13 protein-coding genes are annotated in these 14,302 nt (G+C 55.7%); 9 read left to right on the forward strand and 4 right to left on the reverse strand.

Going from position 1 to position 14,302, the window contains the following annotated elements:
• Positions 1-95: 95 nt before the first annotated feature.
• On the reverse strand, positions 96-698 hold the full coding sequence (gene recR, locus G5171_RS07240; protein WP_005346280.1) for a recombination mediator RecR: 603 nt from the start codon (positions 696-698) through the stop codon (positions 96-98).
• Positions 699-912: 214 nt separating this feature from the next.
• Here recR and G5171_RS07245 point away from each other — a divergent pair, with 214 nt between their 5' ends.
• A complete protein-coding gene (locus tag G5171_RS07245) occupies positions 913-1,635 on the forward strand; it encodes a DUF2982 domain-containing protein (RefSeq protein ID WP_216978939.1) in 723 nt (240 codons plus the stop codon).
• A 474-nt stretch (positions 1,636-2,109) separates the two neighbouring features.
• Positions 2,110-3,141: a LacI family DNA-binding transcriptional regulator gene (locus G5171_RS07250; protein ID WP_005346285.1), complete on the forward strand. Its 1,032-nt coding sequence runs from the start codon at positions 2,110-2,112 to the stop codon at positions 3,139-3,141.
• Between the two features lie 145 nt (positions 3,142-3,286).
• Here the strand turns inward: G5171_RS07250 and G5171_RS07255 are convergent, their stop codons facing one another.
• The 3 genes from G5171_RS07255 to G5171_RS07265 form a co-directional block, all read right to left on the reverse strand.
• A complete protein-coding gene (locus G5171_RS07255) occupies positions 3,287-3,706 on the reverse strand; it encodes a GNAT family N-acetyltransferase (protein ID WP_236348616.1) in 420 nt (139 codons plus the stop codon).
• A 96-nt stretch (positions 3,707-3,802) separates the two neighbouring features.
• On the reverse strand, positions 3,803-5,824 hold the full coding sequence (locus tag G5171_RS07260) for an alpha-glucosidase (RefSeq protein WP_421260012.1): 2,022 nt from the start codon (positions 5,822-5,824) through the stop codon (positions 3,803-3,805).
• A gap of 103 nt (positions 5,825-5,927) precedes the next feature.
• Entirely contained in the window at positions 5,928-6,131 is a 204-nt protein-coding gene (locus tag G5171_RS07265) for a hypothetical protein (protein ID WP_421251253.1), read from the reverse strand.
• On the opposite strand from G5171_RS07265, the gene G5171_RS07270 reads away from it, so the two are divergent.
• The 7 genes from G5171_RS07270 (at position 6,114) to G5171_RS07300 (ending at position 14,277) form a co-directional block, all read left to right on the forward strand.
• The gene (locus G5171_RS07270) at positions 6,114-7,502 is read left to right on the forward strand and encodes a glycoside-pentoside-hexuronide (GPH):cation symporter (RefSeq protein ID WP_041234289.1); all 1,389 of its coding nucleotides are present in this window, start codon (positions 6,114-6,116) and stop codon (positions 7,500-7,502) included. The two genes, G5171_RS07265 and G5171_RS07270, sit on opposite strands and share 18 nt — an antisense overlap.
• Before the next feature lie 62 nt (positions 7,503-7,564).
• On the forward strand, positions 7,565-9,028 hold the full coding sequence (locus G5171_RS07275; protein ID WP_421244292.1) for a glycoside-pentoside-hexuronide (GPH):cation symporter: 1,464 nt from the start codon (positions 7,565-7,567) through the stop codon (positions 9,026-9,028).
• 58 nt (positions 9,029-9,086) lie between these two features.
• Positions 9,087-10,841, forward strand: a complete 1,755-nt coding sequence (gene araD / locus G5171_RS07280) for an L-arabinonate dehydratase (RefSeq protein ID WP_337072917.1) — start codon at positions 9,087-9,089, stop codon at positions 10,839-10,841.
• Between the two features lie 11 nt (positions 10,842-10,852).
• Positions 10,853-11,641 carry an HpcH/HpaI aldolase family protein gene (locus G5171_RS07285; RefSeq protein WP_069556388.1) on the forward strand — a complete coding sequence of 263 codons (789 nt, stop codon included), beginning with the start codon at positions 10,853-10,855 and terminating at the stop codon, positions 11,639-11,641.
• Positions 11,641-12,534, forward strand: coding sequence for an aldose 1-epimerase (locus G5171_RS07290; RefSeq protein WP_005346308.1), 894 nt, complete (start codon positions 11,641-11,643; stop codon positions 12,532-12,534). The genes G5171_RS07285 and G5171_RS07290 overlap by 1 nt, the downstream gene beginning before the upstream one ends.
• Positions 12,527-13,414: an SMP-30/gluconolactonase/LRE family protein gene (locus G5171_RS07295; protein ID WP_421260013.1), complete on the forward strand. Its 888-nt coding sequence runs from the start codon at positions 12,527-12,529 to the stop codon at positions 13,412-13,414. Before G5171_RS07290 ends, G5171_RS07295 begins: the two co-directional genes overlap by 8 nt.
• Entirely contained in the window at positions 13,411-14,277 is an 867-nt protein-coding gene (locus G5171_RS07300) for an NAD(P)-dependent oxidoreductase (RefSeq protein ID WP_337072919.1), read from the forward strand. Before G5171_RS07295 ends, G5171_RS07300 begins: the two co-directional genes overlap by 4 nt.
• Positions 14,278-14,302 lie beyond the last annotated feature (25 nt).

Below are 14,302 nucleotides of genomic sequence, written 5' to 3' on the forward strand. Positions count from 1 at the left end.
AGGGGGCGAATGTGCAATCCTGCTCATTCGCCCCCTGTTGGCGTGTAACCGCCGATTTTATGTTCAGTTTTTCGCGACTTGTCACCACCCGCCCCTTACTTGAGGCGCTGGCGTCCCATCAGGGAGTGGGAGAGCGTGGTACCATCCACCAGCTCCAGCTCACCCCCTACCGGCACGCCATGGGCGATGCGACTCACCTCCACCCCGGCCGCACGGGCCATATCGGCGATATACCAGGCGGTGGCATCCCCCTCGATGGTGGGATTGGTGGCGAGGATCAGTTCGCTGATCGCCTCATCCTTCAGGCGGCGCTCCAGAATATCGAGCCCCAGCTCCTCCGGGCCTATGCCGTCCAGCGGCGACAGATGGCCCATCAGCACGAAGTAGCGACCGGAAAACTGGCCGGTCTGCTCGATGGCGGCCACGTCCGCCGGACTCTCCACCACGCAGAGCAGACCGTTCTCTTCCCGCTTGGGATTGGCGCAAATATCGCAGCGATCGTTCTCGGTAAAGGTGCGGCAGTGGCTGCAGTGGCCAATCTCGGTCAGGGCGCGAGAGAGCAGCTGGGCCAACCGCAAGCCGCCGCTGCGCTCACGCTCGAGCAGTGTAAAGGCCATCCGCTGGGCAGACTTGGGCCCCACCCCCGGCAATACCTGCAGGGCTTTCATCATCTCATCGAGCAGGGGACTGAACTTCATAACACTCCTTACACAGGCCTGGCCCTCGCCACCACCTGGGCCACGACGGGTCAGCAAAACAGGATAACGCCATTGGCGCAGGACTATACCCGAGCCGGCCCATGACTGCCATTTGCTTTGCTGGCCAGCGCAAAAACGCGGCTCTTATACTTGCTCAAAGACAATCAGGTGGTGTCATAAAAGATCGCCCCTCTCATCAGGACAAGGAGGTTAAATGGAGACACAACATATAAAGCCTCTGGTCCGCCGAAACGGGCTGACCCTGATCTGGGCCGGGGGGCTCATCACCAGCCTGATGCTATTACTGCTCTGGTTGCTTGTGGAAGGCCCGGTGCTCCCGGCCTATATATTGCTACTGAGTGGCATGATGATGACCTTGATAGGCTGGCTCAAGCTCAATGAACCCCCGATCAGCCTCTCCCTATGCCAGCAATCCCTCCACTATCACCACAAATATGGCGGCTGGGCACTGAAGTGGCACAACATCCAGCGTATCGATCAACCCAGAATCCATGTTGGTTGGGATCTCCAGCCCCTGCCCTATATCGGTTTCAAGATAAAACAGTATGACGAGTTTCTGACCCTGATCACTCCCAGACTGGCCGTGCATCTGTTGACAGAGCAGCGCCCTGTGTTGCTGCATGCCTTGCATAATGAGCAGCCCCATGAGCAGCCTGTGCATACCAATGATCCCTTACAGGGCATCGACTGGCTGGAGGAGAGTCACTTTTGCTCCCCGCAAGGGCTGCACTACGATGGCGCATTGGCCATGCTGGCCCACCGGATGATTCGCATGCGCCACTTGCTCGGTTATGACCTGTTGATCCCGGTAGGCAGCCTGGATCGGGAACCGGACGATTTCCTCAAACTGCTGCGCCAATACCGGCAGGAGGCGAACGTATCTCCACTACCTTCATCAGAGCCACATGCTCAATAACCCCCATGCCAAGTGGTTGTCGCTACGTCCCAGGCACTGAACGGTGAGCTATCCAACGCGGTTGTAACACCCATTAGACGATTGCAGAGAGTGCCGATGAGAACTACCTATTCCCATAACACTAAACACTCATACTCATACCCTGAAGTAACACCCCTTCACCATGGGGTGTGGTGTTTATTTGAACAGTGAACTGCCATGGGTAATGGCGGTTAAACAGGCTCATTTTTCGACGTTGGATGCCAAAACGGTCAAGCGCTCTTGGCAACACGTTTTTATTTGTAATGGCTAACCAAAATCTAATTACCATACAAGTAACCCGAATTGCCGACGCACCTCCTACAGCGAATCATCACTTTTACTTAAGCCTTATTTTTTATACACTTAAATACATGTCGGGAGATTATTGGATGGCTTTTCCCTCAGATCACGAAGGATATCGAGCCGAGTAAAACCAATCAGGAAGCAGAACACGTGTCCTCGAGAAGCAAACAAACCGTCAAGCTTGATGATGTCGCGGCCCTGGCCAAAGTGTCCCCCTCGACAGTCTCACTTTATGTACGTCATCCAGACAAGGTAAAAGCCAATACCGGCCATAAAATTCAGCGTGCCATTGATGAATTGGGTTATGTGCACAACAAAATTGCCAGTCAGTTTACTGCCGGGCGAAGCTCGGCAATGGCAATTATCGTTCCTTCCATTTCCAATATTACCTTTAGTACCTTTGTCCAACAGATTGAACATATCGTGAGTGATGCAGGTTTTCAGCTCTATATCGCATCTCATGATCACTCCATGGAAAAAGAGGAGCAGCAGATCCGCTCCATTTTACAATGGTCTCCTGCTGCCATAACCCTCACTGGCGCTAAGCACAGTGATACTACGATTCGTATGCTGGAGCACAGTGCGGTGCCTGTGGTTCAAGCATGGCAAATCGGTGAAGCCAGTCCGTTTGTCGCGCAGGTCGGTATCGATCATTTTCAGGTGGGTTACGATGCCGCATCTTACCTGATACGCTCCGGCTGCCATAAAATTGCCTATTTCACGACCCGTTTTAACGATGACGTGCGTGCGCAGAGCCGCTACAGCGGCTTTTGCCAGGCACTTGAGACGGCGGGTATGGATCCCTTGTTGGTCGAAATCCCTTACAGCGACAATATTTATCCCGCCGCGCGCGAGCTACTCATCAAGACACTGCTCAAAGAGCGAAAACTCGACGGCATTTTTGCATCAAACGATACCATTGGTACGGCATTGCTGATGGAGGCGATTGCACGCAATATCCCGGTACCAGAGCAACTCTCTATCATCGGGTTTGGCGATTTTCCAGGCAGCGGCTATCTGGCACCCGTGACCTTGTCCAGTATCAATATCAATATCCACTCTGTTGCCAGCCAGGCTGCATCCATGATGTTGCGGATGGCTCGCGAGCCCGATTATAAAGGCGAGATCATTGATGCCGGATTTGACTTGATCCCCAGACAGAGTACCCGGTTTGTTTTGTGACCAAGCCAATACAGTCACACCATGAACCATCACAAAACCATGGCCTTGATAAATAGCCCATGAAGATAAATGCCCCCCATGTATCTACCAGAACACTATCCGTTGCGTCAGATATTTTTAAGCAGGACACCAGTCACTGCCTGCGCTACAAGGTTTTGGTTAAGTAATATCGTTGATGAAACACCGGGCACTTTTCCAACGTCATGACGACTGAATACCCCCGCGCTTGGTAAAAAGGCTTTGCTTGAAAGCTAAAAGTATCGAGCTGTGAAAAACAGCAGCCGCGCTCGCGGGCAGCCTGCTCCATCGCCGCCAATAACCGGCCTCCTACACCGCGCCCCCGCAGGCTACTGGCCACCCACAGATACTCGATATAGAGCCAGTTACCGTAGGTATGGCCGCTGCATCCTCCGGCACGACGCATCTGCTCATCCTGATAGAAGATGGCAAGTGGGCGACGTATCTGTTCACCGACAAACTCACGATTGGTTTTGATCAGGTTGTCTCGTAAAAAATCTATGTCGTCCTGGCTGGGGTTTTGCACAACGTCAAGAGTGTCAATCATGCTGCTCTGCTCCTCTGTTGAAACATAATGGCCGTGAACATTGTCACGGCCATGGGTTATCCGGGTCGCATCCTCTATAGCGAACGCCGGTGCGATTTACGCCAGATCCTTTAGCTCGGCAAACAGCGAAGCCCAGGGACTTTTGGCACGATAGAACACCGGGGGCTGGCCAATCGGTGCAGGCAGAGTGACCCGCTGGCCCCCTGTAAAGCGCTGGCCGCTCCAGACATGCGTCCACTGCTCACCTGCAGGCAGGTAAGTTGTCCATTCACGCACATCCCCTTGGTGAACCGGTGCCACCAGCAACTCTGACCCATAGAGGTATTGATCCTGTATGACGTAGGTCTCGGGATCATGTTCAAAATGCAGCATCATGGCACGTTGAACCGGATACCCTTTCTCGGCCGCGTCATCCACCAGGCTACGCAAGTAAGGAGTCAGGTGGCAATAAACTCGGGTCATCCGGGCAAAATGCGCCAACGTGCTGCCATCCTGGTCAAACTGGAAGTTCTCATCAGGGCGGTTACCTTCGTGGGTACGCATGACTGGGGTAAAGGCAGCCATTTCAACCCAGCGGTCAAACAGCTCCTTGGTTCGACGGTTGCCAAACAGTGAAGTGTAGCCACCGATATCCGAGTGGTGATACGCGTTCCCCAACATACCGGAGGAGAGCGCCCCCGAGATCACCGTGACCAGACCGTCGTGACGGCTGAAATCGACACATTGATCGCCTGCCCACAGTAGCGGGCAGTATTGCTGCACCCCGGTGTAACCGGCTCGCATAAAGAACAGGGCATCACCGGTTTGGCCGTTCATCGCGATCGCTTCAGCGTTGCACTGGGCCCACAGAGTCGGCCAGGCATTGTGCATCAGCTTGGCATCGACACCGTTGTGCAGGTAGATGTTATCGGTCGGCAGGTACTCGCCAAAGTCAGCCATCCACCCCTTGATCCCCATATCCAGCATGTTTTTACGCAGCACGGTATCACGGAACCAGGCCATGGCATCTGGATTGGTAAAGTCGACACAGCCGCAATAGAATTCGCCAAAGTCGACCAGCGCAACCTGACCATCCTTGTCCAGCGCCATATAGCCGAACTCTTTGGCGATTGGAAACAGCTTGCCATCTTCACACAGGTAGGGGTTGACGTAGGCCATGAACTCGATGCCCTGGTCATTGAGCGCCTTGATCCTGGCGGGCAGATTGGGGTAGCGATCCTGATGGTACTGCCAATCCCAGTCCCAGAACAGGCGCTTGCCAAACGAGGTGACCCGCAAGCCGCACCAGTCTTCACTCCACAGACCCGAAACCTTGATACCATGGTCAAGGGCGTTTTCCAGACGACTGAAGGTATTGACCTCCCCCCCCTTCAGACCAAGGATCGCCCCCTTGTAAACCCACTCCGGCAACCTGGGCTGGCGGCCAAACCGGGCGGACAGTTTTTCGATAATGCCCAGATAGCTCTCTGCGGTGCGCAACTCGATGGCCTGCGGGATCGCCCACACTTGCAGCTCATGAAACCCTTCGTGACGAAAATCGAAATCGGCATAAGCGGTGGTGTCGATATGGCAGCTGTATTTGCGAGAGGAGACAAACGTGGGTTGCGGATAGTTGGTGTGGTAGTAATCCCCACCGGCTTTGCCCATCACATCGGCTTTCCATTTGATCTCGCTGTGGGGATGGCGACCAACACCGGGCTCTGACGTCCACAACGGAAAGTGACGACCACGCAAATCGAAATAGGACATCTGCTCGCCACAACCCCAGACATGCTCTTTACGTTCGGCCGGCAATCTGACCCAAAAGCGGTTATATGCCTCGTCCAGTATGGTCGGATAAAGCATCACATCATCGCCATCACACACCACTGCCACCTGTAGCAAAGCAGGAGTAAAGGCATTCGGGGCAAAAACAAACAGGTTGTTGTCAACCTGTTCGATATGAGCCAATGCAACGCGAGACTCGATGTAGTCTTCGATGTCAAAGTTGCCGCGATAAATTTCCATTTTTTCCCGGCCCTTGCCTATATAAAACGCCGGGGCATCCGCTTGATGAGAAAATAACAACTGCTGCTGGTGCTGAATCGTTAACGCCTGTGACGAAAATTCGAGTTGCATTGCATAAGCTCCTGTTTAGTCGGGCCATCCCCGTTTGCTCGCCAACACAATAATAGCGCTACGATTTCATTTCAATCGCGTAAAACCCAAACAGCGATCTCGATCACCAATCAACACCCGCCACACGAAAACGCTTGGCCCGCTTGCAAACACCATTTGTAAGAGAATCCTTAACCACCAGCGCAATCTCTCGATCTGGATCCCACTTTTCAACAATCACCCTTGCGCCAGCAATCGCATCGCTACGATTATTGAGCTGCCGGATGGATTCCACACTATGGAGAATAAAATGGTTGTTCAGGCGCATATCGAAAGCAGACTGCCTTTTAGGGAAAAACTTGCCTATGGCGTCGGCGATTTTGGTTACAACTTTGTATTGAATATCACTACCCTCTACCTGCTTAAATTTCTGACCGATGTAGCAGGTATCAATGCGGCGTGGGCAGGCGTCATCTTTTTGGTGGCGAAAGTGTTCACCGGCTTCACCGACCTGGGCACCGGCATTTTCCTCGACACCCGCAAGAGCTTCGGACCTCGCGGCAAGTTTCGTCCGATGCTGCTCTGGACCATAGTGCCGCTGTTTGTCTGCAACATGTTGCTGTTTTGCAATTTTGAGCTCGACAGCGAGACCAAGACCACCCTGTTCATCGTCTGCTTTATGGCCTTTGGCCTGTTCTTTAGCCTGGGCAATGCCAGCTATGGCGCCATGGTGCCCTCTATGACCAAAAATGTTCAGGATCGCGCAGAGCTGGCAGCCTGGCGTCAGGGCGGAGCCAACACTGGCTTGTTGCTGGCCACCGTCGGTTTCATGCCCATCGCCATGTTGTTTGAATCCCAGGAGACCGGCTACATGGTGGCAGCCCTGGCCTACACCTCGGTCGGCTTGGCGGCGGTACTCTTTTGCTACCTCAACGTCAAAGAACACCACACCATCATAGGTAATGACCCTGACCAGATCGTCGAGAAGCCCACTATCAAGGAGGGGCTCAAGGCGGTACTCAAGAACAACCAGTTGCTGGTGCTGGCAGTAGCCAACCTGCTGACCCTCTCCGCATTCAACGTCAAACTCACCGTGCAGGTCTTCTACGCCCAGTACATTCTGGGTGATGTCTCCATGGTCTCTTACATGAGCTTTGTCAGCATGGGGTGCATCTACCTCGGGGTGTTGTCTGTGCCTGCGCTGGTACGCCGCTTCGGCAAAAAACCTGTCTATCTGGCCGGATTGTGCCTGTGGATCTCCGGCGACATTGCCAACTACCTGTTCGGTGGCACCGTCATGAGTTACGTGCTGTTCACCTCGCTGGCGTTCTTTGGCACCTCTTTCGTCAACAGCCTTAACTGGGCATTTGTCTCAGATACCGTTGAGTACGGTGAGTGGAAAACCGGTACCCGTACCGAAGGCTTGGTCTACTGCGGCATGACCTTCTTTAGAAAGTGTTCGCAAGCTATCGCAGGGTTCGTCCCCGGGTTCGCTCTGGCACTGGTTGGCTATATGCCCAATGTGGAGCAAACCGATGCCGCCAAAGCCGGGATCACCGGACTGATTTTCATCTACCCGGCAAGCCTGGCCATCGTAACGGCACTGGTGATGGCCCTCTTCTACACCCTCAACGAGCAGCGCTATCAAGAGATCATCGCCAGCCTTGGTGCCCGCCGTGTGGCGACCACCCAAAGCTGACTCTCATGCAACTGGCAGCGGCGTGCTGGCCACGCTGTTGCTCTCTTCAAGGATGTGATCCCATGACATATCGCAATGTGGCAAGTGACCGTCTGGCATGGCAGGAAAAGATGGCCTACGGAGTGGGTGATCTCGGCTATAACTTCCTGCTCAACTGCACAACTCTCTATTTGCTGATCTTCCTGACCGATGTGGCAGCCATTCCGGCAGCATGGGCCGGAGCAATCTTTCTGGTTTCGAAGTTCTTTACCGCCTGCACCGATCTGGTGACCGGCAGCGTGCTGGATAATCGTTCCGAGCTCGGCCCCAGAGGTAAATTTCGCCCCTTCCTGCTCTGGACCATAGTGCCACTGGCTCTTATCAACACCGCCCTGTTTACCAGCGTTGAGCTCCCGGTCATCGCTAAAACAGTGCTGTTTACCCTGCTGTTCATGATGTTTGGTGCCTTTTACAGTTTTGGCAATGCCTCCTATGGCGCCATGGTCCCGGCCCTCACCAAGCGACTCCAGGACCGAGCCGAGCTCGCCGCCTGGCGCCAGGGGGGAGCCAATACCGGATTACTGCTCTGCTCGGTAGGGTTCATGCCGCTGGTATTGCTGTTTGACAAGCCACAGGTCGGCTATAGCGTTGCGGTACTGATTTATTCGGTCATGGGGGCTGCAGCAGTACTCTTTTGCTACAGCAGAGTTCGTGAACGCCATGTGCTGCCATCGGTTGTCAACGAATCGGGGTTTTCGGCAGTACAAACCAACGCACGGGCCGTGCTGGCAAACCGTCCGCTGGGCATCCTGGCGCTGGCCAATCTGCTGACGCTGGCAGCGTTCAACACCAAGCTGATTGTTCAGGTTTTTTACGCCCAATATGTGATTGGCGACGTATCGATGATCGCCTACATGAGCTTCATCAGCATAGGGTGTATCTACCTGGGGGTATTGCTGGTTCCCTTTGCCGTGCACCGTTTTGGCAAACTACCTGTCTATCTGGCCGGTATTGGCGTGTGGATATGCGGTGACCTGCTCAACTACCTCTACAGCGAGAGCGCTCTCGATTACATCCTCTTTACCTCCCTGGCCCTGTGGGGATCCGCTTTCGTCAACAGTCTCAACTGGGCGTTCATCTCTGACACCGTCGAGTATGGGGAATGGAAAACCGGCATCCGCACCGAGGGGCTGGTCTACTGCAGTCTGACCTTCTGCCGCAAATGCTCGGCCGCGCTTGCGGGCCTCATTCCCGGGCTGGTGCTGGCATGGTCAGGCTATGTTCCCAACGCGACGCAAAGCACCGAGACCCAAAGCAGCATCGCTAATCTGATGTTTCTCTACCCGATCTGCGCCCTGATTTGCGCTGCAGCCTTGATGTTGCTGTTCTACCCGCTCACTGATGCCCGCTATCAACAGATCGTCCGGGAGCTGGCACAACGCCATGCCCTTGCTTCTCCCCGGAGACCCCATCACCGGATACATGAGCAATCTACTCCATCGCCTGACAGCCATCCTCTTCGCGCAGGTCAGAATGGGGGAATTTAACATGCTGTTTTTATTGAATTAATCCTTAATCAAATCAGACAAAGAGAGCGGTATTCCTATGTCATTCAACAGTGAAAACCTGGCCAAGCTCGATATCTCGGCGCTGCGTAGCCAACGCTGGTATGCCCCCGACACCATCCGTGCCTTCGCCCACCGTCAACGCAGTCAGCAAAGTGGCTTGAACCGCGACGAATTCATGGGCAAGCCCGTGATCGGGATCATCAATACCTGGAGTGAAATGAGCCCCTGCCATAGCCACCTGCGTGAGCGCGCCGAGGCCGTCAAACGAGCTGTCTGGGCCGCGGGGGGCTACCCCGTTGAATTGCCCGCGCTGTCGGTCGGGGAAGTATTGGTCAAGCCGACCACCATGCTCTATCGCAACTTTCTGGCGATGGAGGCAGAAGAGCTGCTGCGCCAGCATCCGATCGATGGGGCCGTGCTGCTCGGCGGTTGCGACAAATCCACGCCAGCCCTGCTGATGGGTGCCATTTCGATGGACTTGCCGGTGATCTTCTGCCCCGCCGGCCCCATGTCGAGCGGCAAATGGCGCGGCCATGTCACCGGTGCCGGTACCCATACCAAGAAGTTCTGGGACCAATTGCGCTTGGGGGCCATTACCCAGCATGACTGGATCGAGCTGGAGGGGGCGATGACTCGCTCCATCGGCACCTGCAATACCATGGGCACGGCATCCACCATGACCTCCATCGCCGATGCCATGGGCTTTATGTTGCCGGGGGCCAGCTCCATCCCCGCCGCTGACTCGCGACACGTCCAGATGGCAGCCCAATGCGGCCAAATCATCGTCGACATGGTGTGGCATGATCACAAACCTTCCCGCTGGCTGACCCGAGCCAACTTCCTCAATGGCGTAGTGGCCTACATGGCGCTCGGCGGCTCCACCAATGCCGCGATCCACATGATTGCGATGGCCAACCGGGCAGGCATCAACCTCACTCTGGAAGACATGGAGTCGGTAGCACGGGAAGTCCCTGTGCTGGCCAATCTGTTTCCCTCTGGTGATCAGTTGATGGAGGAGTTCTTCTTCGCCGGCGGTCTGATGGCCCAGCTGAAAAAGGTGGAGTCATTCCTCCACCTCGATGCGATCGGGGTCACCAATCGTCCCGTTGCACAGTGGATTGCCAACGCGACATGTTATGACGACAACGTGATCCGCTCGCTCGATAACCCTGTGGTACCGCTCTCCCGTGGATGTGCATTGACAGTATTGCGCGGCAATCTGTGTCCCAACGGAGCTGTGATGAAATCATCTGCCGCCAAACCCGAACTGCGTCACCACAAGGGCCCCGCCATCGTCTTTGACAGCCATCAAGAGCTCTCGGATCACATCGATGACCCAGCCCTTGAGGTAACCAAGGAGTCAGTGATTATCCTGCGCAATGCCGGCCCGGTCGGCGCGCCGGGCATGCCGGAGTGGGGCAACCTGCCAATCCCGAAAAAGCTGCTGCAACAAGGCGTCACCGACATGGTGCGGATCAGCGATGCCCGCATGTCCGGTACTCACTATGGCACCTGCATCCTGCACGTTGCCCCTGAAGCGGCAATTGGTGGCCCACTGGCACTGGTACGTACCGGTGACCTCATCGAGCTCGATATCGCCAATGGCCGTCTCAACATGCTGGTCAGTGATGAAGAGCTGGCCGAGCGCCGCCGCACGCTCAAACCGGTACACAAAGTTTATGAACGCTCTTATGCCGCACTCTATCAACAACATGTGACCCAGGCCGATCAGGGCTGTGACTTCGATTTCCTCCAGGCTGGCAGCAAAGTGCCCGAGCCCCCGATTTTTTAAAGGAGCAAACAATGAATCCGTTCAAACTTGCGATTACTCAAGGTCCACGCCCACTGGGCACCTGGATGATGACTGGCAGCGATACGGTGGCGGAAGCCATGGCGACTGTCGGTTTCGATTTTTTGGTGCTGGACCAGGAACATGTACCGGTCGATAGCCTGGATGCGATCCGCATCGATCGCGCCATTCGTGCCAGCAACCCGGCCACCACCCCACTCTACCGCCTGGCCTGGAACGACACAGTGTTGATCAAACGGGCGCTGGATGGCGGTGCAACATCGCTGATGGTGCCGTTTGTCAACAGTGCAGCAGAAGCCCGCAAAGCGGTAGAGGCGGCCTACTACCCTCCCCTAGGCAAACGCGGCTTTGCCGCGGTGCATCGTGCGTCCGGTTACGGTGCCGACCCCGAATTCGTGCGTAAAGCCCGGGAAGAGCTCTGCCTGATCCTGCAAATTGAGACCCCTGACGCCATTGATGCCATGGAAGAGATGGCCATTGAAGGAGTGACCGGCTTCTTTATCGGCCCCGGCGATATGAGCGCAGCCATGGGCCATATTGGCAATCCCTCTCACCCCGAGGTGCAAGCCAAGATCCGCGAAGGGCTGGAGAAGTGCCAGCGATTGGGATTGCCTTGCGGGATCGTCGGTGGCAACCCCGAGCTGGTGAACAAATATCAAGAGATGGGTTTTAGCTTCGTGGCGCTCGGCTCCGACATGAGTTACCTGCTGGCTCGCGCCCGTGAACAGCTCGCCGCGATCCGGGGGGAACGTCTGAGCATATCCGGTGGCGAGGTTTACTGATGAAGAGGCTTCACCGCCAAAGCGGCCCGCTTGATCTGGAGCTCATCCCCGAGCTCGGTGGCGCTATCGGCAAACTGACCTGGCATGGCAGGGAGATCTTGCGCTCTCTGCCCGATGGTCAGAACGTCACGGTCAACCAGGGGGGCTGTTTTCCCCTGGTACCTTACTCCAACCGTATCGCTCATGGACGGTTTCACTTCGCCGGATGTGATTACGCCCTGCTGCGTAACTTTGGCGATCATCCCCACTCAATTCATGGCAACGGCTGGCAGCAGCCATGGCAAGAAGGGGATGCAGATGATGACTCTGTCGTGCTGACCCTGCACCATGACGCACAGGGAGCATCCGCGGCGCAATGGCCCTGGCCTTATCGGGCAACTCAGCGCTTTACCCTGCAAGATAATGCGCTGCATATCGTACTCACTTACCACAATCTGGCCGATCACGCTGTCCCGGCTGGGCTGGGCTTTCACCCCTATTTTCCCCGTGCGGCGCACGCCGAGATCCAGTTCGACGCAGGCGGTGTGGTACTCAACGACCACAAGTCCCTGCCCACTGGTCTCGCGCCACTACCGGCCCAATGGAACTATCGCACCTGGCGCAAACCTGAACCCGCCAGTGTCGATAACTGCTTCCATCACTGGAGTGGCTGTGCACGGGTGCGCTGGCCAGATGAGAAGCTGATGGTGACCCTGAGCTCACCCGATGCGCCTCACGCCATCCTGTTTCTGCCGCCCGCCGATCGTGACTTCATCGCCATCGAGCCGGTTTCTCATATCAACGATGCCATCAACAACGGTGGCTTTGGTGATCCTGCGCTGGCCATGGCCACTGTGCCAGCCAATGGGCAGTTGCAGATCGCCATGCTGCTTGAGGTTTCTCACTATGCCTAATCCTGCTCTGCTACTGGCCGACTACCGCGGCCATCTGCCCGAGTGCCCGACCTGGAGCACTGCTGAACAGGCGCTCTACTGGACCGATATTCTCGAGCGTTGCCTGCACCGCTATCACCCCGAAAGCGGCGTCATGACGACGATCCCCTTCCCCGAAGAAGTGGGTTGTTTTGCCCTGCGCGAACAGGGTGGCTTTATCGCAGCGATGCGCACCGGGATCTATCTGTGCGATCAGCACGGCCAGATCGAGCGAAAAGTCGCCGATAACCCCAATAACCCAGCGCTGGCCCGTTTTAATGATGGCGGTACCGATCAGGCGGGTCGTTTCTATGCAGGCACTTACTGGAGCCCACGAGATTACAACGGCGCCCTGCTATGCCGGGTTGATGCCGAGCTGCAGATGTCGGTGATCCAGTGCGACATTCTGGGAGCCAATGGCTTGGCATTCAGCCCGGACATGCGCTGGATGTACACCACTGATACCCCCAACCGCCGCCTTTATCGCACTCCGCTGGCCCGCGACGGTTCACTCGGTCAACGGCAACTGCTGCGCGAGTTTGCAGCCCGCGCCGGCGAAGGGCGCCCGGATGGGGCTGCAATCGATGTCGAAGGATGCTACTGGAGCGCCCTGTTTGATGGCCATCGTATCGCCCGCTTCTCTGCAGAGGGGGTATTGCTGGCCGAATATCCCTTGCCGGTACGTTGCCCCACCATGGTCTGTTTTGGTGGTGAGGACATGAAGACCCTCTTCATCACCACCACTCGCGAAAATATGGACGCCGCCGAACTGGCAGCACGTCCGTTCTCAGGTGCGCTGTTCAGCATGCGTGTTGACATCGCCGGTCTTGCTAAACCCACATTTAAGGAAAACAACGGATGAAAACTATCGGCTTTATCGGTCTTGGTCTGATGGGTGAAGCGATGTCAAAGAACATCGTCAAAAAATTTGATGGCAATGTGTTGGTATTCGATATCAATCAGGAGGCTGTCGCCCGGGTGGTCGATGCAGGCGCCATCGCCTCCCCTTCCATTGCCAGGTTGACAGCCGATGCGGATGTGATCATCTCCATGGTACCGCGCTCCGAACACGTCAAAGCGGTCTATACCGAACTGCTGCCACACCTTGGCCCCGGCAAGATCACCATCGACATGTCCACCATTGACCCGGCCGTGTCAATCGCCTTATCCCGCCAGGTAGCAGAAACCGGTGCCGTGATGCTCGATGCGCCCGTGGTCAAATCGGTCCCTGCCGCCGTGGCTGCCGAGCTCGGGATCTACATAGGTGGCGACCTGTCCGCCTACAAAAAGGTCAAGCCGTTGCTGGCCATGATGGGCAGCAACCAGATCCACATGGGGGGTAATGGCCGTGGTTTGATCATGAAGGTGCTGCACAACACCTTGGTCGCCCAAATTCAGAACAGTGTCAACGAAATGCTGGCCACCGCCGATCATTTCGGCATCGATAAAGAGAGCTTCAACACCGCAGTCTCTTACGGTGGCGGCAGCAACTTCTATCTGACCAGCAAGATAGGTGCCCTGATCGCCGAGAACTACGACACAGTCTTCTCGCTGGAGAACATGGCCAAAGATATCGGCATCATGAAGAACCTCATGGGCGAAGAGGCGCTGACCCTGCCCGGAGTCGAATTGGTGAATAACATTTACCAGCAAGGCCTGAATAACGGTTTGGGCCGTGAGGATTTCTGTGCCACTTACAAGTTGGTAAAGCAAAACATTCAATAGCTGGCTGATAAAAACCATCGCATGA

This window comes from Aeromonas sp. 600774 (genome assembly GCF_049175075.1).
Lineage (GTDB): Bacteria > Pseudomonadota > Gammaproteobacteria > Enterobacterales > Aeromonadaceae > Aeromonas > Aeromonas veronii_A.

Bases quoted from the DNA above. Each gene is read 5' to 3' on its own strand.
- G5171_RS07290 (WP_005346308.1), top strand. From the start codon at position 11,641: ATGAAGAGGCTTCACCGCCAAAGCGGCCCGCTTGATCTGGAGCTCATC.
- G5171_RS07285 (WP_069556388.1), top strand. From the start codon at position 10,853: ATGAATCCGTTCAAACTTGCGATTACTCAAGGTCCACGCCCACTGGGC.
- G5171_RS07265 (WP_421251253.1), bottom strand. From the start codon at position 6,131: ATGCGCCTGAACAACCATTTTATTCTCCATAGTGTGGAATCCATCCGG.
- G5171_RS07295 (WP_421260013.1), top strand. From the start codon at position 12,527: ATGCCTAATCCTGCTCTGCTACTGGCCGACTACCGCGGCCATCTGCCC.
- G5171_RS07300 (WP_337072919.1), top strand. From the start codon at position 13,411: ATGAAAACTATCGGCTTTATCGGTCTTGGTCTGATGGGTGAAGCGATG.
- G5171_RS07275 (WP_421244292.1), top strand. From the start codon at position 7,565: ATGACATATCGCAATGTGGCAAGTGACCGTCTGGCATGGCAGGAAAAG.
- G5171_RS07245 (WP_216978939.1), top strand. From the start codon at position 913: ATGGAGACACAACATATAAAGCCTCTGGTCCGCCGAAACGGGCTGACC.
- G5171_RS07260 (WP_421260012.1), bottom strand. From the start codon at position 5,824: ATGCAACTCGAATTTTCGTCACAGGCGTTAACGATTCAGCACCAGCAG.
- G5171_RS07270 (WP_041234289.1), top strand. From the start codon at position 6,114: ATGGTTGTTCAGGCGCATATCGAAAGCAGACTGCCTTTTAGGGAAAAA.
- G5171_RS07255 (WP_236348616.1), bottom strand. From the start codon at position 3,706: ATGATTGACACTCTTGACGTTGTGCAAAACCCCAGCCAGGACGACATA.
- araD (WP_337072917.1), top strand. From the start codon at position 9,087: ATGTCATTCAACAGTGAAAACCTGGCCAAGCTCGATATCTCGGCGCTG.
- recR (WP_005346280.1), bottom strand. From the start codon at position 698: ATGAAGTTCAGTCCCCTGCTCGATGAGATGATGAAAGCCCTGCAGGTA.